This is a genomic window from Polaromonas sp. CG_9.5, from assembly GCF_035984465.1.
Taxonomy (GTDB): domain Bacteria; phylum Pseudomonadota; class Gammaproteobacteria; order Burkholderiales; family Burkholderiaceae_C; genus Polaromonas.
Window position 1 is genome coordinate 96,828 of the sequence record NZ_JAXCHR010000009.1, and the last position, 16,437, is coordinate 113,264.

A 16,437-nucleotide genomic window follows, 5' to 3' on the forward strand; every position below is an offset into this window, starting at 1 on the left:
GGCTGGGCATTTCATGAAAGCTGTTCTGGCTAACCTCTCAGAAAATCTGCGCCAGTGCAACGAGCAGCTCCTGTCCGTGCGGCTGACGCAAGACCGGGAGCACAAGGCCGGTGAGTTTGAGCGCCAGTCGCACGCGCGTGCAAAGCTCAAGCTGGAGCAGGTCATCACCTCGCTCCGGTGGTGGGCCGTGTTTGACCTGATCTGGATGCTGCGCGAAACGCTGGAGCCTGCGCGTTACGCCTGGAGCTACCCGTCAAGCTGGGCCTACAAACTGGCGGCGCAAAGCGCTTATCCGCTGATTGTCGTGTGTTGGTTCGCCACGACTGCGCTGCTGATTGCGCCGCTGATTGTCACGCTGGCGATGGTGCCTAACGCGCCGCTGACGCGCCGGTGCGAGGGCGCGGCCTGTGTTGGCCTGTTCATGGGCGGCATCGGGTACGCGGTGCTGTCTTCATTTGCCGACCGATTGGACATCCCCCATGTTGTTGACTCATATCGTGGCAGCGCGACCATGCTGATCGTCACCGGACTGCTGGTGGCGTGCTGGCACAACAGCCGCGTCATCCGTGCCAGCAAGGCACCCACCGCACAGGGGGGTGTATGCGAGCAAGTAAGCGTTTGATGTGGCTGCACGGGTATGTCGGGATTTTGTTGCTGGCCACGGCGATGCAGGTGCAAGCAGCGGCGGCTGATGCGGGGGTGGACAGCCTGGCCGTGTTTTTCTGGAAACGCATCGACTGGGCCAGTTTCGGCACTGCGGGGTTTATCTCGCTGGTCGCAGGCGCGGTGCGCACCGGCATGACGCTGCGCAGCGAAGTGCCGACGTACCGCGTGCTGCAAGAAGGCGCGGTGGACGCGGCAATCTCGCTCGTCGTCGGCGCGCTGGCGTTTTTGATGCTGATGATCTGGCAAACGGCGCGCGGCCCGGTCAATCAATGGGTCATGGTCGGCTGCATTTTTGCTGCAGGCTTGCTGCGTGGCGGGTTTATCTCGCTAATTGAAGAAAGTACGAAACGGCTGCTGTCTGCTGTGACCGACGGCGCAGTCGGGTGGATTGCTGCGAAAGCGGCAGCTGCAGCGGCAACTAAAACTGAATTACCAAAGGATGGATCATGAATTTCGACCAAGCATTCGAATCTGTGTGAAGGAAGGTTGAGCAAACCAATTCATCCCTCAATCCCAACGAACCCGCCATTGAGCGGGTTTTTTATTGCCTGTCAACAAAGGACTCCTGTGAAACTCACGCAACACTTTTCCCTGGCTGAACTGACAAACAGCACCACAGCCCAGCGCCTGGGCCTGGACAACACCCCGGCATCTGAGCTGGTACCGCGCTTGGTGCGCACGGCCGAAATGCTGGAGCGCATCCGCGCTGAGCTGGGCGCGCCCGTCACGGTCACCAGCGGCTACCGCTCGCCCGCTGTCAATCGCGCCGTGGGTGGTGTCACATCAAGCGACCACGCGCAGGGGCATGCGGCCGACATCGTGGTGCCCGGTTTTGGCAACCCCTACACCGTCGCCAAGCTGCTGTCTCAGTTGATGGCCCCGCTGGGCATTGGGCAGTTGGTTCTAGAGGGCGTTAAGGGCAAGCAGTGGGTGCATGTTTCGACCCGCACGCCTGACAAAATCAGCAACCGCGTCATCACCATCACCGACGCCGGCGCGCAGCTGGGTATACGGGCGCTGTCATGAGCTGGGCCCTGCAGCTGGTGCTGGCGCTGGTCATCTTCACGGCCGGCGGTGCGGCAGGCATAAAGTACCACGTGGGGATTGATGCGAAGCGCGAGCTGGTGGCCAAGGAGCTGCGCGAAAGTGATTCTCGGCAGCGGCGAAAATTCAGTGATCAAGCCGCCGACAGCCACGCCAGCGCTGTGGCAACGCTATCAAATCAACTCGGGGACGCTCGTGAAAAAATTGCTAAATTGTCTGGCCGTGCTTGCCTTGATGCTGGCACTGTCGGCATGCTCAACGCCATCGGTAGTCAGCCAGTGCGAGCCGTTGCCAGCGACGTTGCGAGTCCGGCCCAAGCCGCTGCCTCTGATCGAGATGTCAGCAGAGCCATCGCCGATTGCCGCGCCAGCTACGGCGCAGTAGCTGACCAGGTCAACCAGATACTGGACATCGAAGAGCGCCGGTATCCGGCAGTGCCGTAACTGATTAGCGTAACTTTAAGCGTAGATTTAAAAATTTACTTCTGTTTTTCAGAAGCGAATACAGGTTTCGAGGATCACAATGTTCATGCGGATATTGTGCCTTCAGGATTTCATTGTTCAGGCAACCCAAGGTTCAGCAAGCTTTCCTGGCCGTCGTGGCTGCCCGGATAAAGCCGCTCCAGCACGCTGCGCAGGGTTGTTTGCAGCACGGCGGTCAAGTCGTCAATGGCGGGCGGTTTGCCTTGGGGCTGGCGTGCCTCGGCCCAAAAGCGAATGAGGCTGTCCTTCGTGGCCTCAACTGCTGCAACCACCTTGTTTTCCCAGCCCGCCAGTGTTTCTTGCGACTCGCCGTCGCTGGCGCTGCGCTCAAGGTGTGCAAGCGCCAGGTAGCGCAGCAGCGCTGCTGCCGTCATCGCCTGCAGCATGTCGTCGCTGAGCTGGACGAGCGTGGTGCCGGCGGACGTTGCCCGGTTCTTCCAGGCGGCACCGGCAAATGCAGCGCCGCCGCCAATCAACGCGCCCAGCGCCGCTGCCACGCCCAGCGTCATGCCGCCGGTGACCAGGTCGATGGAGGCGCCCGAAGCGGCTCCGGTGGCAGCGCCTGCAAAGCCGGCTTCTTTTGCGTTGATGGGCGCCTGAAAGTCGAATTTTTCTTTCAGCGGCTGCTCCAGCAAGGCACCTTGGGCATCGTCAATGCCGTGCAGGCGCAGCAACTGGACATGGGTGTGCCGCAGGGCGCGCTGCAAGCGTTCGGCCACGGCAGCCATCGCGTCTTTTCTGGCCTGCGTGTCGGCTTGCCTGTCGCTGGGGCTGATCAGCCTTTTGACATAGGGCAGGGCGCTGCGCACTTCTTCGACTTCGCGGGCGGCATTGAACAGCTGGGTGGCAATCAGCTGCATGGATTTGGCAAAAAGCGTTTGATTGCGGCTGAGCCAGGCATCCGCCAGCCGGGCAAAGCTTTCTTTTTTATGGCTGGGCATGCTGCGCGCCAGCGCCTCAAGAAGGACGGGGTCTTGTACCCAGCATTTCGCAAAGCTGTTAAACCCGATCACTTCGGCATACAGGCCCAGGGCGCGCGCCTGGGTGCGGCACCGCGCGACGGCGACTTCCGCATCGGCTTCTGTGCGGCCTGCTGCGTTGACCAGCAGCAGCGTTGACTTACCGGATTCAACGGGTAGCGGCAAGGCCGCTTCAATATCGTCAGCGTTTTGCACCACCAGCAGCAGCGCATCGCTGTCATCCGGGGTGCTTTGAAGCAGGCTGTCTTGCGCCGCAGGCGGGCTGGCAGCACGCCGTGGCAGCAGTCGGCCAAAAATCCGTTCGCCCCAGCCAGCAGGGTTATTGGGTACAGGCGCTTGCAGCGGTGGCTGTTGGCTGACCGACACAGTCCGGGCCAGGAAAAGTTCTTCGCCGGTACTTGTTCGCAGCAAGGCCAGCGCCCCTTCGTGCCCGCTTTCCAGGGTTTGCAGCGTTTTGGGGCGAGGGTGCAGGATGCGCAGCAGCGCAGCCCGGTCTTCTTCCCGGAGCGCTACCAGCCCCAGCTGGATGCGCGTCGGGTTCAGCACGGCCAGCAGCCGCTTGTAGTAAGGCGCGTTCAGGTTCACCACGATGCGCCGCGACAGCACCCGCTCGCGCCAGGCGGCATACATCGCCAGCCCAAGGCGCGGCAAAATCACCACGACCGCCAGCAAAGTGGCATAAAGATAGACCCAGCGCGCGCCGGCAACCGCGCCGCTGCCGCTGCTGATGTTGCCAAATTGCAGGCTGGCGATGTCCTGCACCGTGAAGCCTTGAAACGGAAACAGCGCCATCGCCGGCAAAAGCAGCACGCGCAGAATGGCATGCACCTGGTCGGCATTCAGCAGCGTACTTTCCCAGCCGACACGGTATTCCACCACCAGCCCCCGCGTCACGATGGACAGGGCGATGCCAAAGGCCCAACCCGCCGCCGCCAGATGCAGCACCTTGCGCCCCCGTTGGGCTTGCAGCGCGGCGGTTGCGCCATACCAGTTGCGCACGAACAGGGCGGTCACTTGGGTGCGCAACTGGCCCGCACGGCGATGCCAGTTGTGCCAGCCGCCGGCCCAGCGCAGCAAGGGCGTCGGCGCGGGGTGCTCTGGACGTTGGCGCTGCCGGTGCAGGAAATAGCTGGCGATCAAGGCGCCATGAACCACCAGATTCCACGCCAGGATGGCCAACAGTGGCAACGACAGCAGGTCTACCCGATGCGGATTGGCAATACGGTCAGAGACGGTGCCCAAAAGACCCGCCCCCAGGAAGGCGGCCCAACCCAGCCAATGCGTCCAGGCGCTGGCTTGCTGCAGCGACGCCAGCGCCGGATTGCGGTTTTCGGTGATGCGCAGCACCTGCGTTGCGCGCTCTTGCAAGAAGGCCTGGACATTGGCGTCGGTCAGCGCAGTCACGCCATTGTGGGCTGGCAAGCCTTTTCTGGCGGACTGTAGCGCAAGCCGGTCGACTTCTTCGCGCTCGACCGGGCTGAGCAACTTGCCTTGCGGGTCGCTGCTTTCAATTGCCTGCGCGAGCATCAGGCGGCGTGCCGGTGGTTCGTCAATCGTGATGCTTTTGGGGGCCTGGTTCATGAAAGTGATTATGCAGAGTCGGCACTGACGCTGGCTGGCCTGGCTTGCAGTACACCAGCGCCTTGGCATAAGGTGGCAACACCCATGCAACATGGGGTGGGCGGCCGCACCCTAGAATCGCGGCAATGAAAATGCTCCTGCCCCGTTTCAAGCAATTTGCTTTCAGCCTTCCTGACCGGCTGCGTCACCTCACCCGGCGCCAGATCGTCTTGGCTGTTCTGGCCATTCCCGTCCTGCTGCTGCTCTATACGCTGGCGCTGATTCCCTTCACGCCCAGCATTTCCGATCTGAACAATGTCAGGGACGCCAGGCCGTCTGTTGTGCTGTCGGCCGATGGCGAAGAGCTGGCCGTGTTCAAGCGGGCCAACCGCGAATGGGTCAAGCTGGCCGACATCTCACCCCATGTGGTGGGCGCGCTGATCGCCACCGAAGACCACCGCTTCTACCAGCACCACGGCATGGACTTGACGCGAACCGTGTCTGCCGTGCTCCATACCGTCAAGGGCGACCTGCAAGGCGGCTCGACCATCACACAGCAACTGGCGCGCAATCTGTTCCCCCAAGAAATTGGCCGCAAGGCCACGCTGAAACGTAAGCTCAAGGAAGCCATCACGGCTTTGAAAATTGAGTCGGTCTACACCAAGGACGAGATTCTGGAGACTTACCTGAACACCGTGCCTTTTCTGTACAACGCCTACGGCATTGAAATGGCCGCGCGCACGTATTTCGACAAGTCGGCGGACAAACTCGATGTGCTCGAAAGCGCCACACTGGTCGGCATGCTCAAAGGCACGAGTTACTACAACCCGGTGATCAACCCTGAACGCGCCGTCGAGCGGCGCAACATCGTGCTCAAGCAAATGGTCAAGCATGACAAACTGGCGCAGGCCAAGTTTGAGGCGCTCAAGAAAATGCCGCTCAAGATTGATTTTGAGCGGCAGATCGAAACCCTCGGCCCGGCCCCTCACTTTACCCAGCAGCTCAGGCGCTGGCTGATCGAGTGGGCTGACCGCAACAACTACAACATCTATGCCGACGGGCTGGTGGTGCGCACCACCATCGATTCGCGCTTGCAAAAAATGGCCAATGCCGCCGTGGCGCGTCAGGCCGACAGTCTGCAACGCCTGGCCAATGCGCAGTGGGGGCTGCGCGCGGGCTGGAAAAACAAAAACAAGCTGGTGCAGGCGTTCATCCGGGCAACGCCCGAGTTCAAGGCCGCCATTGAGGCCGGGGAAACCGAAGAACTCGCCCTGAAAAAATTACAGTCTGACGAGGCGTTCATGCAGAAGCTGCATGACGAAAAAACGCGTTTGCAGGCCGGATTTTTGGCGATGGACCCGCGTGACGGCCAAGTGCGCGCCTGGGTCGGCAGCCGTGACTTCACACAAGACCAGTTTGACCATGTCCAGCAGGCGCATCGGCAGCCAGGTTCTACCTTCAAGCCTTTCGTGTACGGCGCTGCGTTTGAAAACGGCTCCAAACCCACCGACACGTTTGTCGATCGAAACGTGGAAATTCCGCTCGGCAACGGCGCTTTCTGGCGGCCAACCGATGGCGGCGGCCCGAGCGGCGCGACCTTGACCTTGCGCCAGGGCCTGATGTATTCCAAAAACACCATCACCGCCCAGGTCATGCAATTGGTGGGCCCCGAAAAAGTGGCCCAACTGGCCAAAGCCCTGGGCGTGCGCCAGAGCAAGCTCGAACGGGTGCCTTCGCTCGCGCTGGGCACCAGCCCCGTCACCCTGAAGGAAATGGTGTCGAGCTACAGCACGATTGCCAACGACGGCCACTACATCGAGCCGGTGCTGTTCACGCAGGTTGAAGACCGCAACGGCGGGGTGCTTGAAGCGTTTCGCGCCAAGTCGCCGGAAACCGCCCTGTCCGTCACCACGGCGCAAATGCTGGTAGACGCCATGCGCGGCGTGGTTGACCGGGGGACGGGCACCAGCATTCGCAGCCGGTTCGGCATTCAGGCCGATGTGGCGGGCAAGACCGGCACCACGCAAGACAATACCGATGGCTGGTTCATCCTGATGCATCCGGAACTGGTGGCTGGCGCGTGGGTCGGCTTTAACGACAACCGGGTGACGATGGGCGACAGCTGGGGCCAGGGCGCGCGCAGTGCGCTGCCTATAGTGGGTGATTTTTTCCAGCACGCGCTGAAAAGCAAGGTGATTGACCCGCAAGCGCGTTTTGAGGCCCCGTCGACTGCGGCGGCCCCCGCCAGCGCCGGCGCGATCAGCTCCGACGAGGACAACCCTTCAGCCGATGCCGAACCGATGCAAGGTCAGGGAAATGACGCCGCACCGCCACCCGACAACAACTATCCGCCCGAAGAATCGCGCGCAATCCCCTTGAACGAATTGCCGCCCGTGCCCCCAATAGGCTACGGCCCGGCTTCACCGCCACCGCCACCGCCACCGCCGCCAGCATTACGCCAGCCGGACATGCCACGGCAGGAGCAGAACGTGCAGCGCCCGCCGATACCGAATGACCTGATGCCGCTAGACTCCAGCAGGCCAAGGCGTCCAGAGTTTTACCGTCCGCCCCCCAACGCCGCACCTGACTACCCGGCTTCGGAATTCCGCGCACCGCCTGAGCCGCGTTGAGTGTCTTGGCTGATTGCTATTAAATAAATAGCTGCTTGCGCCCGTGCTGCATGCGCTGGAGGCTGATTGGGTTCATAAACGCGGGTTTAGCAAGCTTTTCGCCCACTCATTCAGTGAGCATCCTGACGATTCAACCATCGGCCCCTCGTATTTCGCAACCGCAACACCCTGATGATGAAAAAAGCACTCTCCAACACCGGCCTTGTCTATTCGACCGATTCAGGACGCATGTGCCCGGACTGCCGCCAGCCAATCTCAGCCTGCGTTTGCAAGCTGACCAAGGCAGTTCCCAAATCTGACGGCGTGGCGCGTGTCTCCCGAAGCACCAAAGGCCGGGGCGGAAAAACAGTCACGCTGGTCACCGGGCTGGCGCTGGATGAGCTGGCGCTGATGCAATTGGGCAAGCAACTCAAGGCGGCCTGCGGCTCGGGCGGCACGGTCAAAGACGGGGTGATTGAAGTGCAGGGCGACCATTGCGATCAGGTGATGCAGGCACTGGGCAAGCAGGGCTTTACTGCCAAACGGGCCGGGGGCTGAACGTGAGCGCGCAAGATTTGCCGCTGCTGCTGGAGCGCGAAATGCCTTTCGGCAAATACAAGGGCACCTTGATTGCCGACCTGCCGGGAAACTACCTGAACTGGTTCGCCCGGGAAGGCTTTCCCAAAGGTGAAATTGGCCGCCTGCTGGCGCTGATGCACGAGATTGACCACAACGGACTGTCGTCGCTGCTGGATCCACTGCGCAAACGCTGAACGCATTGCCGCCCACCATCATTTGCTATATTAATAATAGCTGCCAGCGCCCGTACAGTATGCGCAAGCGGCATTTTTTATCATGAATTCAGGTTTTTTGAGGGCATCAAGCATGCCGGGCGGTGAAATGACTGGCTGAAGTCATGATTCGGGGCTGAAATTCTCATTCCAGCCCCGACGGGTTGCCAGCGATACCGGCGTTTCCTGCTACTACCGATTCTGGTCTGCGCAGCAAGAACCCGCCCACTGCTTACAGCACCTTGCTCAGAAACCGGCGTGTGCGCTCTTCGGAGGGGTGGTCAAAAATCGCGGCCGGTATGCCTTCTTCAACCACCAGCCCCTCGTCAATGAACAGCACCCGGTCGGCCACCTGGCGGGCAAAGCCCATCTCGTGGGTCACGACCACCATGGTCATGCCTTCTTCGGCCAGCGACTGCATGACGGCCAGCACTTCGCCGACCATTTCAGGGTCCAGCGCAGACGTGGGTTCGTCAAACAGCATGATGCGTGGCTGCATGGCCAGCGCCCGTGCAATCGCCACGCGCTGCTGCTGGCCGCCCGACAACTGATTCGGGTAGGCGTCGATCTTGTCAAGCAGACCGACTTTTTCCAACAGTTCGCTGGCCCGCAGACGCGCTTGCGCCCCGGTCAGGCCGCGCACCTTGGTGGGGGCGAGCGTGATGTTTTCGAGCACTGTCTTGTGCGGAAACAGGTTGAAGCGCTGGAACACCATGCCGATTTCCGAGCGCAGCGCATCGACATCGGTTTTGGGTTCGTGCACCGAAATGCCGTGTACCAGCACCTCGCCGCTGGACGCGTCTTCAAGGCCATTGAGGCAGCGCAAAAATGTGCTTTTGCCCGAGCCTGAAGGGCCAATAACGCACACCACTTCGGTTGCCTTGATGGAGCAATCAATGCCGCGCAGCACGGCGAGCTTGCCAAACTGTTTGGTCAGCCCTTTAACGCGAATCACCTCGTCCATAACGGTCCTCCAGTCGTTTGACGCCATAGGCCAAGGCCAGCGTGAGTACCCAATACATGAGCGAAATGGTCAGATACGGCTCCCAGTAGCGCGAATAAGCGCCGGCCACCGTGCGGGCTGCATACGCCAGTTCAGCCAGTCCAATCGCGGAAATCAGCGACGAGTCTTTAAGCAGCGAAATGGCGTTGTTGCCTAGCGGCGGCAGCATGCGGCGAAAAGCCTGCGGCAGCACGATGTGGTACATCGTCCGGGGAAACGACATGCCCAAAGAGCGCGACGCTTCCACCTGGCCCCGGTCAATCGACTGAATGCCGGCCCGGAAAATCTCGGAAATATAGGCGCCCGAATTGAGTGTCAGCGCCACCACGCCCGACAGGAAGGCGCCATAGTTTTGCTTCAGCTCGCGTGCGGTTTCTCCGGAAATCAGCAGGCCGTCCGTCGGATTGATAAACAGCGGCAGCACGGCAAAGTGGATCAGCAAAATCTGCACAAACAGCGGCGTGCCCCGAAAGAAGCTCACATACACCGCTGAAGGCCACTGCAGCAGGTATTTGCATAATTGCTTGGCCGGGGAATGACGTGCTTCGGCCACGCGCGCCAGACCAATCGCCAGACCAAGCGCCGTACCCTGAACGATGCAGATCAGGGTGACGGCGATGGTCATTTGAAGGCCGCGCCAAAACAGCACGGCATATTCTGAAATGATGTCGGCCCGAAACCAGCCGAACCAGAGAACTTGCTCCATAGAGAATGACGTTTAGTGTTTATTGCGCGGGCAGAACAGGCGCATCAGCGTTGAACCACTTCTTATAGATCTGCGCGTAGCTGCCATCGGCCTTGACAGCCACCAGGCCGGCATTGAGCTTGTCAAGCAAGGCTTTGTTGCCTTGCTTGACCACGATGCCGAAGAACTCTTTCGGGAAGCTCGGGTCGTTGACAGTTTTGAGCTGCTTGTGCTCTTGCACCCGGAAGGAAATCACACCGTTGTCGCCAATGGCGGCATCCAGGCCGTTGTTGACCAGCTCGGAGATCACGACCGGTGTGCTTTCAAAACGGCGAATGTCGGAGTTGGTTTTGCCGAACTGGCGTGAGGCGATGTCGTCGCCCGTGCTGCCATTGACAACGCCGATTTTTTTGCCGGCCAGGTCTTTCAGTGTTTTGACGCTGCTGTCCTTGTGCACGGCAATCAGCTGGCGGGCTTCAAAATAGGGCGCCGTGAAGTCGTAGGACTGTTTGCGCTTGTCGTTGATGGTGACGCCGGAGATGATCAGGTCGACATCGCCATTGTTCAAGGCTGCAAAAATGCCGGTCCAGGGCGTATTGACGATCTTGATGGGCACGCCGGCTTTTTGGGCGACTGCCTTGATGATGTCCACGTCGTAGCCAATGATTTCCTTGTTCGGATTTTCGTAGGCAAAAGGCCGGTAAGTGGCGCTGGAGCCAACGACCAGTTCCTTGTTTTGCGCCTGGACGCTGCCAAGCGCGAACAAAACAATGCCGGTCGCCGCCGCGATTTTGTGCAGAAAATTCATGATGAAACTCAAAGAGTGAATAGGTAGGTGTTTAATCGCACTGGATCAGGACGAAAACAAGGGAACGCAATGGTAACGCGCGCAAGATGTGGGGCGTTTTCTGGAGTCGCTGCGTGCGCAATCAACGGCGTGCGTCTTGAAGGTCTTTTATGCGCCAGACTGATCTTCACGGACTACTTGACGGCAGGCTGCCACGTCGTTAATGATGCGCAGTGTTTTGTGACAACCGGCGAAAGTTTGCTGATCCCGGGACAGGTGGGTGCAGCCAGGGCCAACCGCATCAGCCATAGCGGATAACCAAGGAAAAATATTTTGAACACTGGGGTTTTACTGGTATCAAGCCTGAGCCTGTTGGCGGGGTCAGCGCTGGGCGCCCTGCTTTGCGCAGCGTGGTTGCGCCGCAAAACCAAGATCAAGCCGCGTTTGCCTGACCATTGGCCGCTGCGCGCCAGAAAAATCGTCAGCGGCCACGAAAAAAAAGTCTGGGTCTGGTTAAGGAGCTGCTTTCCTGACCATATCGTCATGGTGAAGGTTCCGATCCTGCGCTTCACGATGCTGCATGACACCTATAACGCAAGCATCAATGCCAATACCTTAGCCGATAGCCGTGCCAAGAGCGAACACTGGCTGGAATTGCTCGAAGGTATTTACACGACCTTCACCATCTCGACAGCAGGCGGCACAATCATCGGATGCGTGGACGTGTCAGGCAAGCCAACCTTCACCAAAGGCAGCCACGAACTCAAGGAAACATTGCTGCTGGACTGCGGCATTGCCTACATTGTGGTGAGCGCAGAAAAACTGCCGACAGCAGTCAGCATGCGGTCAAGTTTTCTGGGAGAAATGGAAGTTGAACCTGTGGAAGACCAAGTCACACGCGGCGGAGACAGCGAGTTTTATGCGGACATGCACGCATTTACAAAAATTCAGGCGCGCTGAAACGACGTCAATACGTCTGCGTCATTGCCCGATGATCACTTGGCCAGCGGCTGCAATAAGCCAGCATCAAAAGTTCAGGAGGCCTGAAAACCAAGCCTGTAAAGATGGGCAAAGGCCCCGTTTTTTGCCAGCAGTTCCTTGTGGGTGCCTGACTCAATGATTTGCCCCGCATCCATCATGATGATGCGGTCAGCATTTTGAATGGTGGACAGACGGTGCGCGATAACCAGGGATGTGCGCTGGGACGTCAGCCGCTTGATTGCATCCTGGACGGCCAGCTCGGATTCTGTGTCCAGCGCAGAGGTGGCTTCATCCAGAACCAAGATAGGTGCATTTTTATAAAGTGCGCGCGCAATGGCTAGCCGCTGACGTTGACCGCCTGACAGCTGCATGGCGTTGTGCCCCAGAACGGTGTCCATTCCGTCCGGAAGCTGGGCAAGCAGTGCGCCCAAATTGGCGGCCGCCAGGCTTTCTTCGATACGCGCCCTGTTGACATCTTGTCCCAGCGCCACGTTATCGGCGATGCTGCTGTTGAGCATGACAACATGCTGGCTCACAAAAGCAAATTGCGCACGCAGAGACAACAGATCCCAGTCCCGAATTTCCTGTCCATCGAGCGTGATGCTGCCAGTGGTCATGTCAATAAATCTGGGCAACAGGTTCACCAGCGTTGTTTTCCCGGAACCCGAAGCGCCCACAATGGCGAGGGTTTCGCCCGCTGCGATGGAAAGACTGAACCCCTGAAGTGCAGGTGTCGCGTCTGTTTTATAGCTTACGCTGACATTGGAAAACTCAATGTCGCCTGCCGCTCTTGCCTTCACGAACGAGCCGCTGGCTTCATCAGAAGTCAAGTCCATCAGGTCCAAGCCGCGCTCCAGTGCGGCAAGTCCGCGCGTAATGGGCGTGGTGGCATCCGACAAGCTTTTGATTGGGGCAATCAAGAGCAGCATGGCAGTGACAAACGCCACAAAGCCGCCCACCGTAGTCGTGTTTTCGGCGCTTTGCATCAATGCGATGGAAATGACGGCTGACAATGCCATTGCTGAAAGCACCTGGGTGATCGCACTCATGCCTGCATAGGCTGCAGTGGACTTCATTGACAGGTGGCGCAGGGAATGGCTCAAGCTGTCAAACCGGCCCGCTTGGCTGGCTTGCGCGCCATGCAAGCGAACGTCGCGATGCGCCATGACATTTTCTTCCACGACATAAGCCAGGCTGTCGGTGGCCGTTTGGCTTTCTTTAGTCAAACGGTAAAGGCGTTTGGACAAGACCTGGATAACAAACGCGACCGCAGGAAACAGGAAGCCAACGATCAGCGTCAGCTTCCAGTTCAGGTAAATCAGATAGCTGATCAGCGCCAGCAGTGTCAGCACGTCACGGGCAAGCCGCATGACGGCGTTGATCAATGACGATGAGCCGTTGAACACTTCGTACACCACGGTGTTGGCAATGGTGCTGGCATTCTGGTCGGTAAACAAGGTCAGGCGGGCACTCAGGAGTTTGCCAAACATGGCCTTGCGCAGCTGGAGCAGCCCGTCGTTCGTCACCTTGGCCAGTGCAAGCTGCGCAAGAAACCCGGACAGCCCTCTGATGATGAAGAGCATCATCAAAGTGAGCGGGACCAGCCAGAGGTTGAACGAGTCCTGCTGAAATCCACGGTCAAGCAATGGCTTGAGCAAGGCGGGCACAAACGGCTCTGTCGCTGAGGCCACGATGGTCGCGCCTATGGCCAGCGCCCAGCCCGATCGCGAGCCGCTGAAATACGGCCAGACGCGCCCCAGCCTGCGCAGCAACGTTTGCTTTTGCGGCAGATCAGAAATGCTTTTTTCCAGAGATTTGGTCACGTAGCGTGCTCGTATAGTGGCATCGAACCCTCTTCAATGGCAGGCTTGCTGAGGCCCAAAGCCAGCAGCAAGCCAATCAGAATGCAGAAAAAATCACCAATCTGCGCATCGTAAATGGAAGAATTGAAAAGACAGGCAATGACCAATGCCAAGAGTACGGACTGCGTTGCGCGAGCGTGGTGTCTTTCCATTTTCATGGTGTCACGAAAAATTGAAAACATCAGCGCAACCAGAAGAAGGATGCCCGGAACGCCAAGCTGTACACCCCACATAAGGTATTCCTGATGCGGATTTCCATTGCTGTCAATATCAAGGTGGGCAGGATTTTTCTCGCGTTGAAGCCGGTTGAATTCAGTGCTCCAACTGCCAACGCCAGCGCCAGCGAGGGGATGCTGGGCAATCGCCTGCATCGCAGTGAGCCAAAAATCAAGTCGTATGCCTGTAGATGTGGAAGGCGCTGTTTGGTTTGAATACGATTGCACTTCAGTTTCGACCAGAGTCAATCGATCTCTCACTTTGGTTGAACTGAAAAACAAGCCCAATGCTAGAAGGAACGGCAGCAGAACCACAACTGCGCGGTATTTCTTTGGAAGTTCCCACATGACCGCCATGGATAGCAGCACGATCGCAACAACATGGCCGCTGCGTCCGCTCAGTACAAAAAAGACGTTGGCAAGCGCTGTAAGTGCCAAAAATAGAGCAGCTTGCCGACCGAACCGGCCAAGTGCATACGCCCTGAAATGCCAGCAAATTGCCGCAAATACGGCGCTGATGATGCCTTGGTCAAGGTAGCTGGAAAATACTGCGTACTCGCTCAGCGCCATATTCGATGTTGCCCAAGGCACAGGAACATGTGCGAAAAGCATCCATGAACTTCCCAGCAGGAATATCTGTGCCGCTACAAACGCCCCTAGCGCATACCCAGCCTCGCGCCGGTCACGGATCAAGAGCAGCATCAAGATGATCATGATCAGCTTGCCATATTTGGCCAGAGACTCCAAGGCTTCAGCAGGTGGCGCCACGCTCCAGAAAAGACTGAGAGCAAAAGCAAAAAATGCAATCAGCACCGCAATCGGGGTGCGCATTTCAGCCAGCGGTTTTTCAATCGCAGGCAGGCGCCTGGCGAATAGCAATGTTGTCAGGCCACAGACCACCAGTAAAAGCTTGGCCATGCTGATGATCACCATCGACAATCCCACGGAAGCCGCAGCAAAGCAGATGGCAGCAAGCCGGAAATTTATCGTCTTTATTAACAAAATGGGTCAAGTGGCGGGTGATGATTTGCCCGCATTATCGATGATTCCCCAATGCGGCGAACCGCTGATATACAGAGGACGCTCTGCTATGCTTTACGCAAATCAGGGTAAGGCGGTTGCTTAAAAACTCTGGCAATCGTTATAAAAAGGAGCCCCTTGCCAAGCTTGTTCGTCACAGTTATCACCAAAAATGAAACGCATAACATTGAGGCTTGCCTGCGCTCAGTAGCCTTTGCAGATCAGGTCATCGTGCTGGATTCTGGAAGCACGGATAACACCGTCGAGATTGCGAAAGCGCTGGGTGCCAAAGTCAGTACCAACGCCGATTGGCAGGGGTTCGGCGTCCAGAAAAACCGGGTACTGGCATTGGCAGATTCAGACTGGGTGCTGTCAATCGATGCCGATGAGCGCGTGCAACCCGAGTTGCAAGCTGAAATCCTCGCTGCGATCAAGTCCAATGATTTTGACGTTTATTCTTTCCCGCGCCTTTCCAGTTATTGCGGGCAGTACATGCACCATTCCGGTTGGTACCCTGATCGTGTAACGCGCTTGTTTCGCCGTCATTCGGCCCGGTTCTCCGATGACCTTGTGCATGAAAAAATCCTGACTTCAAGCAAGGTCGGTGTTTTGCATTCACCGTTGTTGCATGAAAGTTTCAGAGACCTTGAAGCAGTCCTTGATAAAACCAATCGATATTCAAGCGCAGGTGCCAAAAGCTTGCTGAACAAACGCAAGACAGCGTCTCTCAGCAAAGCGCTGGGGCACGGGTTCTGGGCTTTTTTCCGGACTTATTTTTTGCGCCTTGGATTTCTCGATGGCCGCTTGGGGCTGGTTCTTGCAATTTCCAATGCAGAAGGTACGTATTACAGGTACTTGAAGTTATGGCTTCTTCAGCAAGCGGCCCATAAAGCGCCTTCAGCGTAATGAAAGTCAGCTTTATTGTTCTGACCTACAACAGGACAGATGCCTTGCTTGCTGTGCTGCGATCCTTATCTGGGCAATGCCATGCAGGGCATGAAGTCCTGATTGCTGATGATGGTTCGAGAGCCGATCAGGTCAATATGCTCATCGAGCGCTGTCCTGCGTTCAAATGCCCTGTTCGCCACGTCTGGCATCCTGACAGCGGATTTACCGCCGCACGCGCCCGCAATCTGGCTGCTCATTTGGCCAAAGGCGAATACTTGGTGTTTCTTGATGGAGACTGCATTCCCAACAGGGAATTTGTAGCCCAGCACATGCGTCTTGCGGAGCCAGGTTTTTTCGTCAATGGCAGCCGGGTGCTGTTGAGTGAACAACTTACGGCGAAAGTGGTTGCAGGTGAAGTTGATTTGCTACGATGGACAACTTTCTTGTGGCTGCAGGCCAGGTACCGGGGTGACACCAACAAACTGCTACACCTTCTTCGCTGGCCTTTCTCCTTATTCAGGGTAAAAAAAGGTTTTCATTGGCGCGGAATTCGAAGCTGCAACCTCGGTATTTGGCGCAATGATTTCGTTAACGTCAATGGCTTCGATGAAACCTTCCAGGGATGGGGCCATGAAGATGCTGACCTTGTTCTTCGACTCACCCATTTGGGCGTACAGCGTAAAAATGGATTTATGGCGACAGAGGTTTTTCATCTTTGGCATCTAGAAAACACCAGAGACCAGGAATCTGTCAATAAAAACCGGGTCGTGCAACGTATGAGCACGGGGTTGATTCGGGCTGAAAAAGGACTCAGCGAGCTTGAGGCCTGCTCGCCTGTCAAAATCACACAATTGGACTGATCAA

At 57.9% G+C, this 16,437-nt stretch carries 17 protein-coding genes; 11 read left to right on the forward strand and 6 right to left on the reverse strand.

Features of this window, described 5'->3' with window-relative positions; genetic code table 11:
* The first annotated feature begins 13 nt into the window (after positions 1-13).
* The 4 genes from RCH06_RS09280 to RCH06_RS09295 all read left to right on the forward strand — a co-directional run bounded on the left by RCH06_RS09280 (position 14) and on the right by RCH06_RS09295 (position 2,153).
* The gene (locus tag RCH06_RS09280) at positions 14-622 is read left to right on the forward strand and encodes a hypothetical protein (RefSeq protein WP_327081172.1); all 609 of its coding nucleotides are present in this window, start codon (positions 14-16) and stop codon (positions 620-622) included.
* On the forward strand, positions 601-1,116 hold the full coding sequence (locus RCH06_RS09285; protein WP_327081173.1) for a hypothetical protein: 516 nt from the start codon (positions 601-603) through the stop codon (positions 1,114-1,116). The genes RCH06_RS09280 and RCH06_RS09285 overlap by 22 nt, the downstream gene beginning before the upstream one ends.
* Before the next feature lie 117 nt (positions 1,117-1,233).
* Positions 1,234-1,692 (forward strand): D-Ala-D-Ala carboxypeptidase family metallohydrolase, encoded by a 459-nt coding sequence (locus RCH06_RS09290; RefSeq protein WP_327081174.1) that lies wholly within the window; start codon positions 1,234-1,236, stop codon positions 1,690-1,692.
* Positions 1,689-2,153: a hypothetical protein gene (locus RCH06_RS09295; protein WP_327081175.1), complete on the forward strand. Its 465-nt coding sequence runs from the start codon at positions 1,689-1,691 to the stop codon at positions 2,151-2,153. Before RCH06_RS09290 ends, RCH06_RS09295 begins: the two co-directional genes overlap by 4 nt.
* Positions 2,154-2,263: 110 nt before the next feature.
* Here RCH06_RS09295 and RCH06_RS09300 read toward each other — a convergent pair whose 3' ends face one another.
* Entirely contained in the window at positions 2,264-4,753 is a 2,490-nt protein-coding gene (locus tag RCH06_RS09300) for a DUF3482 domain-containing protein (protein WP_327081176.1), read from the reverse strand.
* A 125-nt stretch (positions 4,754-4,878) separates the two neighbouring features.
* Between RCH06_RS09300 and RCH06_RS09305 the strand changes: the two genes are divergently transcribed.
* From RCH06_RS09305 to RCH06_RS09315, 3 genes are all read left to right on the forward strand, one after another.
* Positions 4,879-7,362, forward strand: coding sequence for a penicillin-binding protein 1A (locus tag RCH06_RS09305; RefSeq protein ID WP_327081177.1), 2,484 nt, complete (start codon positions 4,879-4,881; stop codon positions 7,360-7,362).
* 174 nt (positions 7,363-7,536) lie between these two features.
* Positions 7,537-7,899, forward strand: coding sequence for a translation initiation factor Sui1 (locus tag RCH06_RS09310; protein WP_327081178.1), 363 nt, complete (start codon positions 7,537-7,539; stop codon positions 7,897-7,899).
* A gap of 2 nt (positions 7,900-7,901) precedes the next feature.
* A complete protein-coding gene (locus RCH06_RS09315; RefSeq protein ID WP_327081179.1) occupies positions 7,902-8,114 on the forward strand; it encodes a DUF3820 family protein in 213 nt (70 codons plus the stop codon).
* Positions 8,115-8,364: 250 nt separating this feature from the next.
* On the opposite strand, the gene RCH06_RS09320 is transcribed toward RCH06_RS09315, so the two are convergent.
* Genes RCH06_RS09320 through RCH06_RS09330 form a run of 3 tightly spaced genes read right to left on the reverse strand, consistent with a single transcriptional unit; the run spans position 8,365 to position 10,628 of the window.
* Positions 8,365-9,096: an amino acid ABC transporter ATP-binding protein gene (locus RCH06_RS09320; protein WP_327081180.1), complete on the reverse strand. Its 732-nt coding sequence runs from the start codon at positions 9,094-9,096 to the stop codon at positions 8,365-8,367.
* A complete protein-coding gene (locus tag RCH06_RS09325) occupies positions 9,074-9,841 on the reverse strand; it encodes an amino acid ABC transporter permease (RefSeq protein ID WP_327081181.1) in 768 nt (255 codons plus the stop codon). Before RCH06_RS09325 ends, RCH06_RS09320 begins: the two co-directional genes overlap by 23 nt.
* A 19-nt stretch (positions 9,842-9,860) precedes the next feature.
* The gene (locus RCH06_RS09330; protein ID WP_327081182.1) at positions 9,861-10,628 is read right to left on the reverse strand and encodes a basic amino acid ABC transporter substrate-binding protein; all 768 of its coding nucleotides are present in this window, start codon (positions 10,626-10,628) and stop codon (positions 9,861-9,863) included.
* A gap of 522 nt (positions 10,629-11,150) precedes the next feature.
* On the opposite strand from RCH06_RS09330, the gene RCH06_RS09335 reads away from it, so the two are divergent.
* The gene (locus RCH06_RS09335) at positions 11,151-11,567 is read left to right on the forward strand and encodes a hypothetical protein (RefSeq protein ID WP_327081183.1); all 417 of its coding nucleotides are present in this window, start codon (positions 11,151-11,153) and stop codon (positions 11,565-11,567) included.
* Between the two features lie 74 nt (positions 11,568-11,641).
* Here the strand turns inward: RCH06_RS09335 and msbA are convergent, their stop codons facing one another.
* Positions 11,642-13,399 carry a lipid A export permease/ATP-binding protein MsbA gene (msbA, locus tag RCH06_RS09340; RefSeq protein WP_442799633.1) on the reverse strand — a complete coding sequence of 586 codons (1,758 nt, stop codon included), beginning with the start codon at positions 13,397-13,399 and terminating at the stop codon, positions 11,642-11,644.
* A gap of 8 nt (positions 13,400-13,407) precedes the next feature.
* Positions 13,408-14,583: an O-antigen ligase family protein gene (locus tag RCH06_RS09345; protein ID WP_327081184.1), complete on the reverse strand. Its 1,176-nt coding sequence runs from the start codon at positions 14,581-14,583 to the stop codon at positions 13,408-13,410.
* Between RCH06_RS09345 and RCH06_RS09350 the strand changes: the two genes are divergently transcribed.
* From RCH06_RS09350 to RCH06_RS09360, 3 genes are read left to right on the forward strand one after another with little or no spacing between them, the layout of a single operon-like run.
* A complete protein-coding gene (locus tag RCH06_RS09350) occupies positions 14,582-14,791 on the forward strand; it encodes a hypothetical protein (protein ID WP_327081185.1) in 210 nt (69 codons plus the stop codon). The two genes, RCH06_RS09345 and RCH06_RS09350, sit on opposite strands and share 2 nt — an antisense overlap.
* 32 nt (positions 14,792-14,823) lie before the next feature.
* Positions 14,824-15,591, forward strand: a complete 768-nt coding sequence (locus RCH06_RS09355; RefSeq protein ID WP_327081186.1) for a glycosyltransferase family 2 protein — start codon at positions 14,824-14,826, stop codon at positions 15,589-15,591.
* On the forward strand, positions 15,591-16,433 hold the full coding sequence (locus RCH06_RS09360; protein ID WP_327081187.1) for a glycosyltransferase family 2 protein: 843 nt from the start codon (positions 15,591-15,593) through the stop codon (positions 16,431-16,433). The genes RCH06_RS09355 and RCH06_RS09360 overlap by 1 nt, the downstream gene beginning before the upstream one ends.
* Positions 16,434-16,437: the final 4 nt, after the last annotated feature.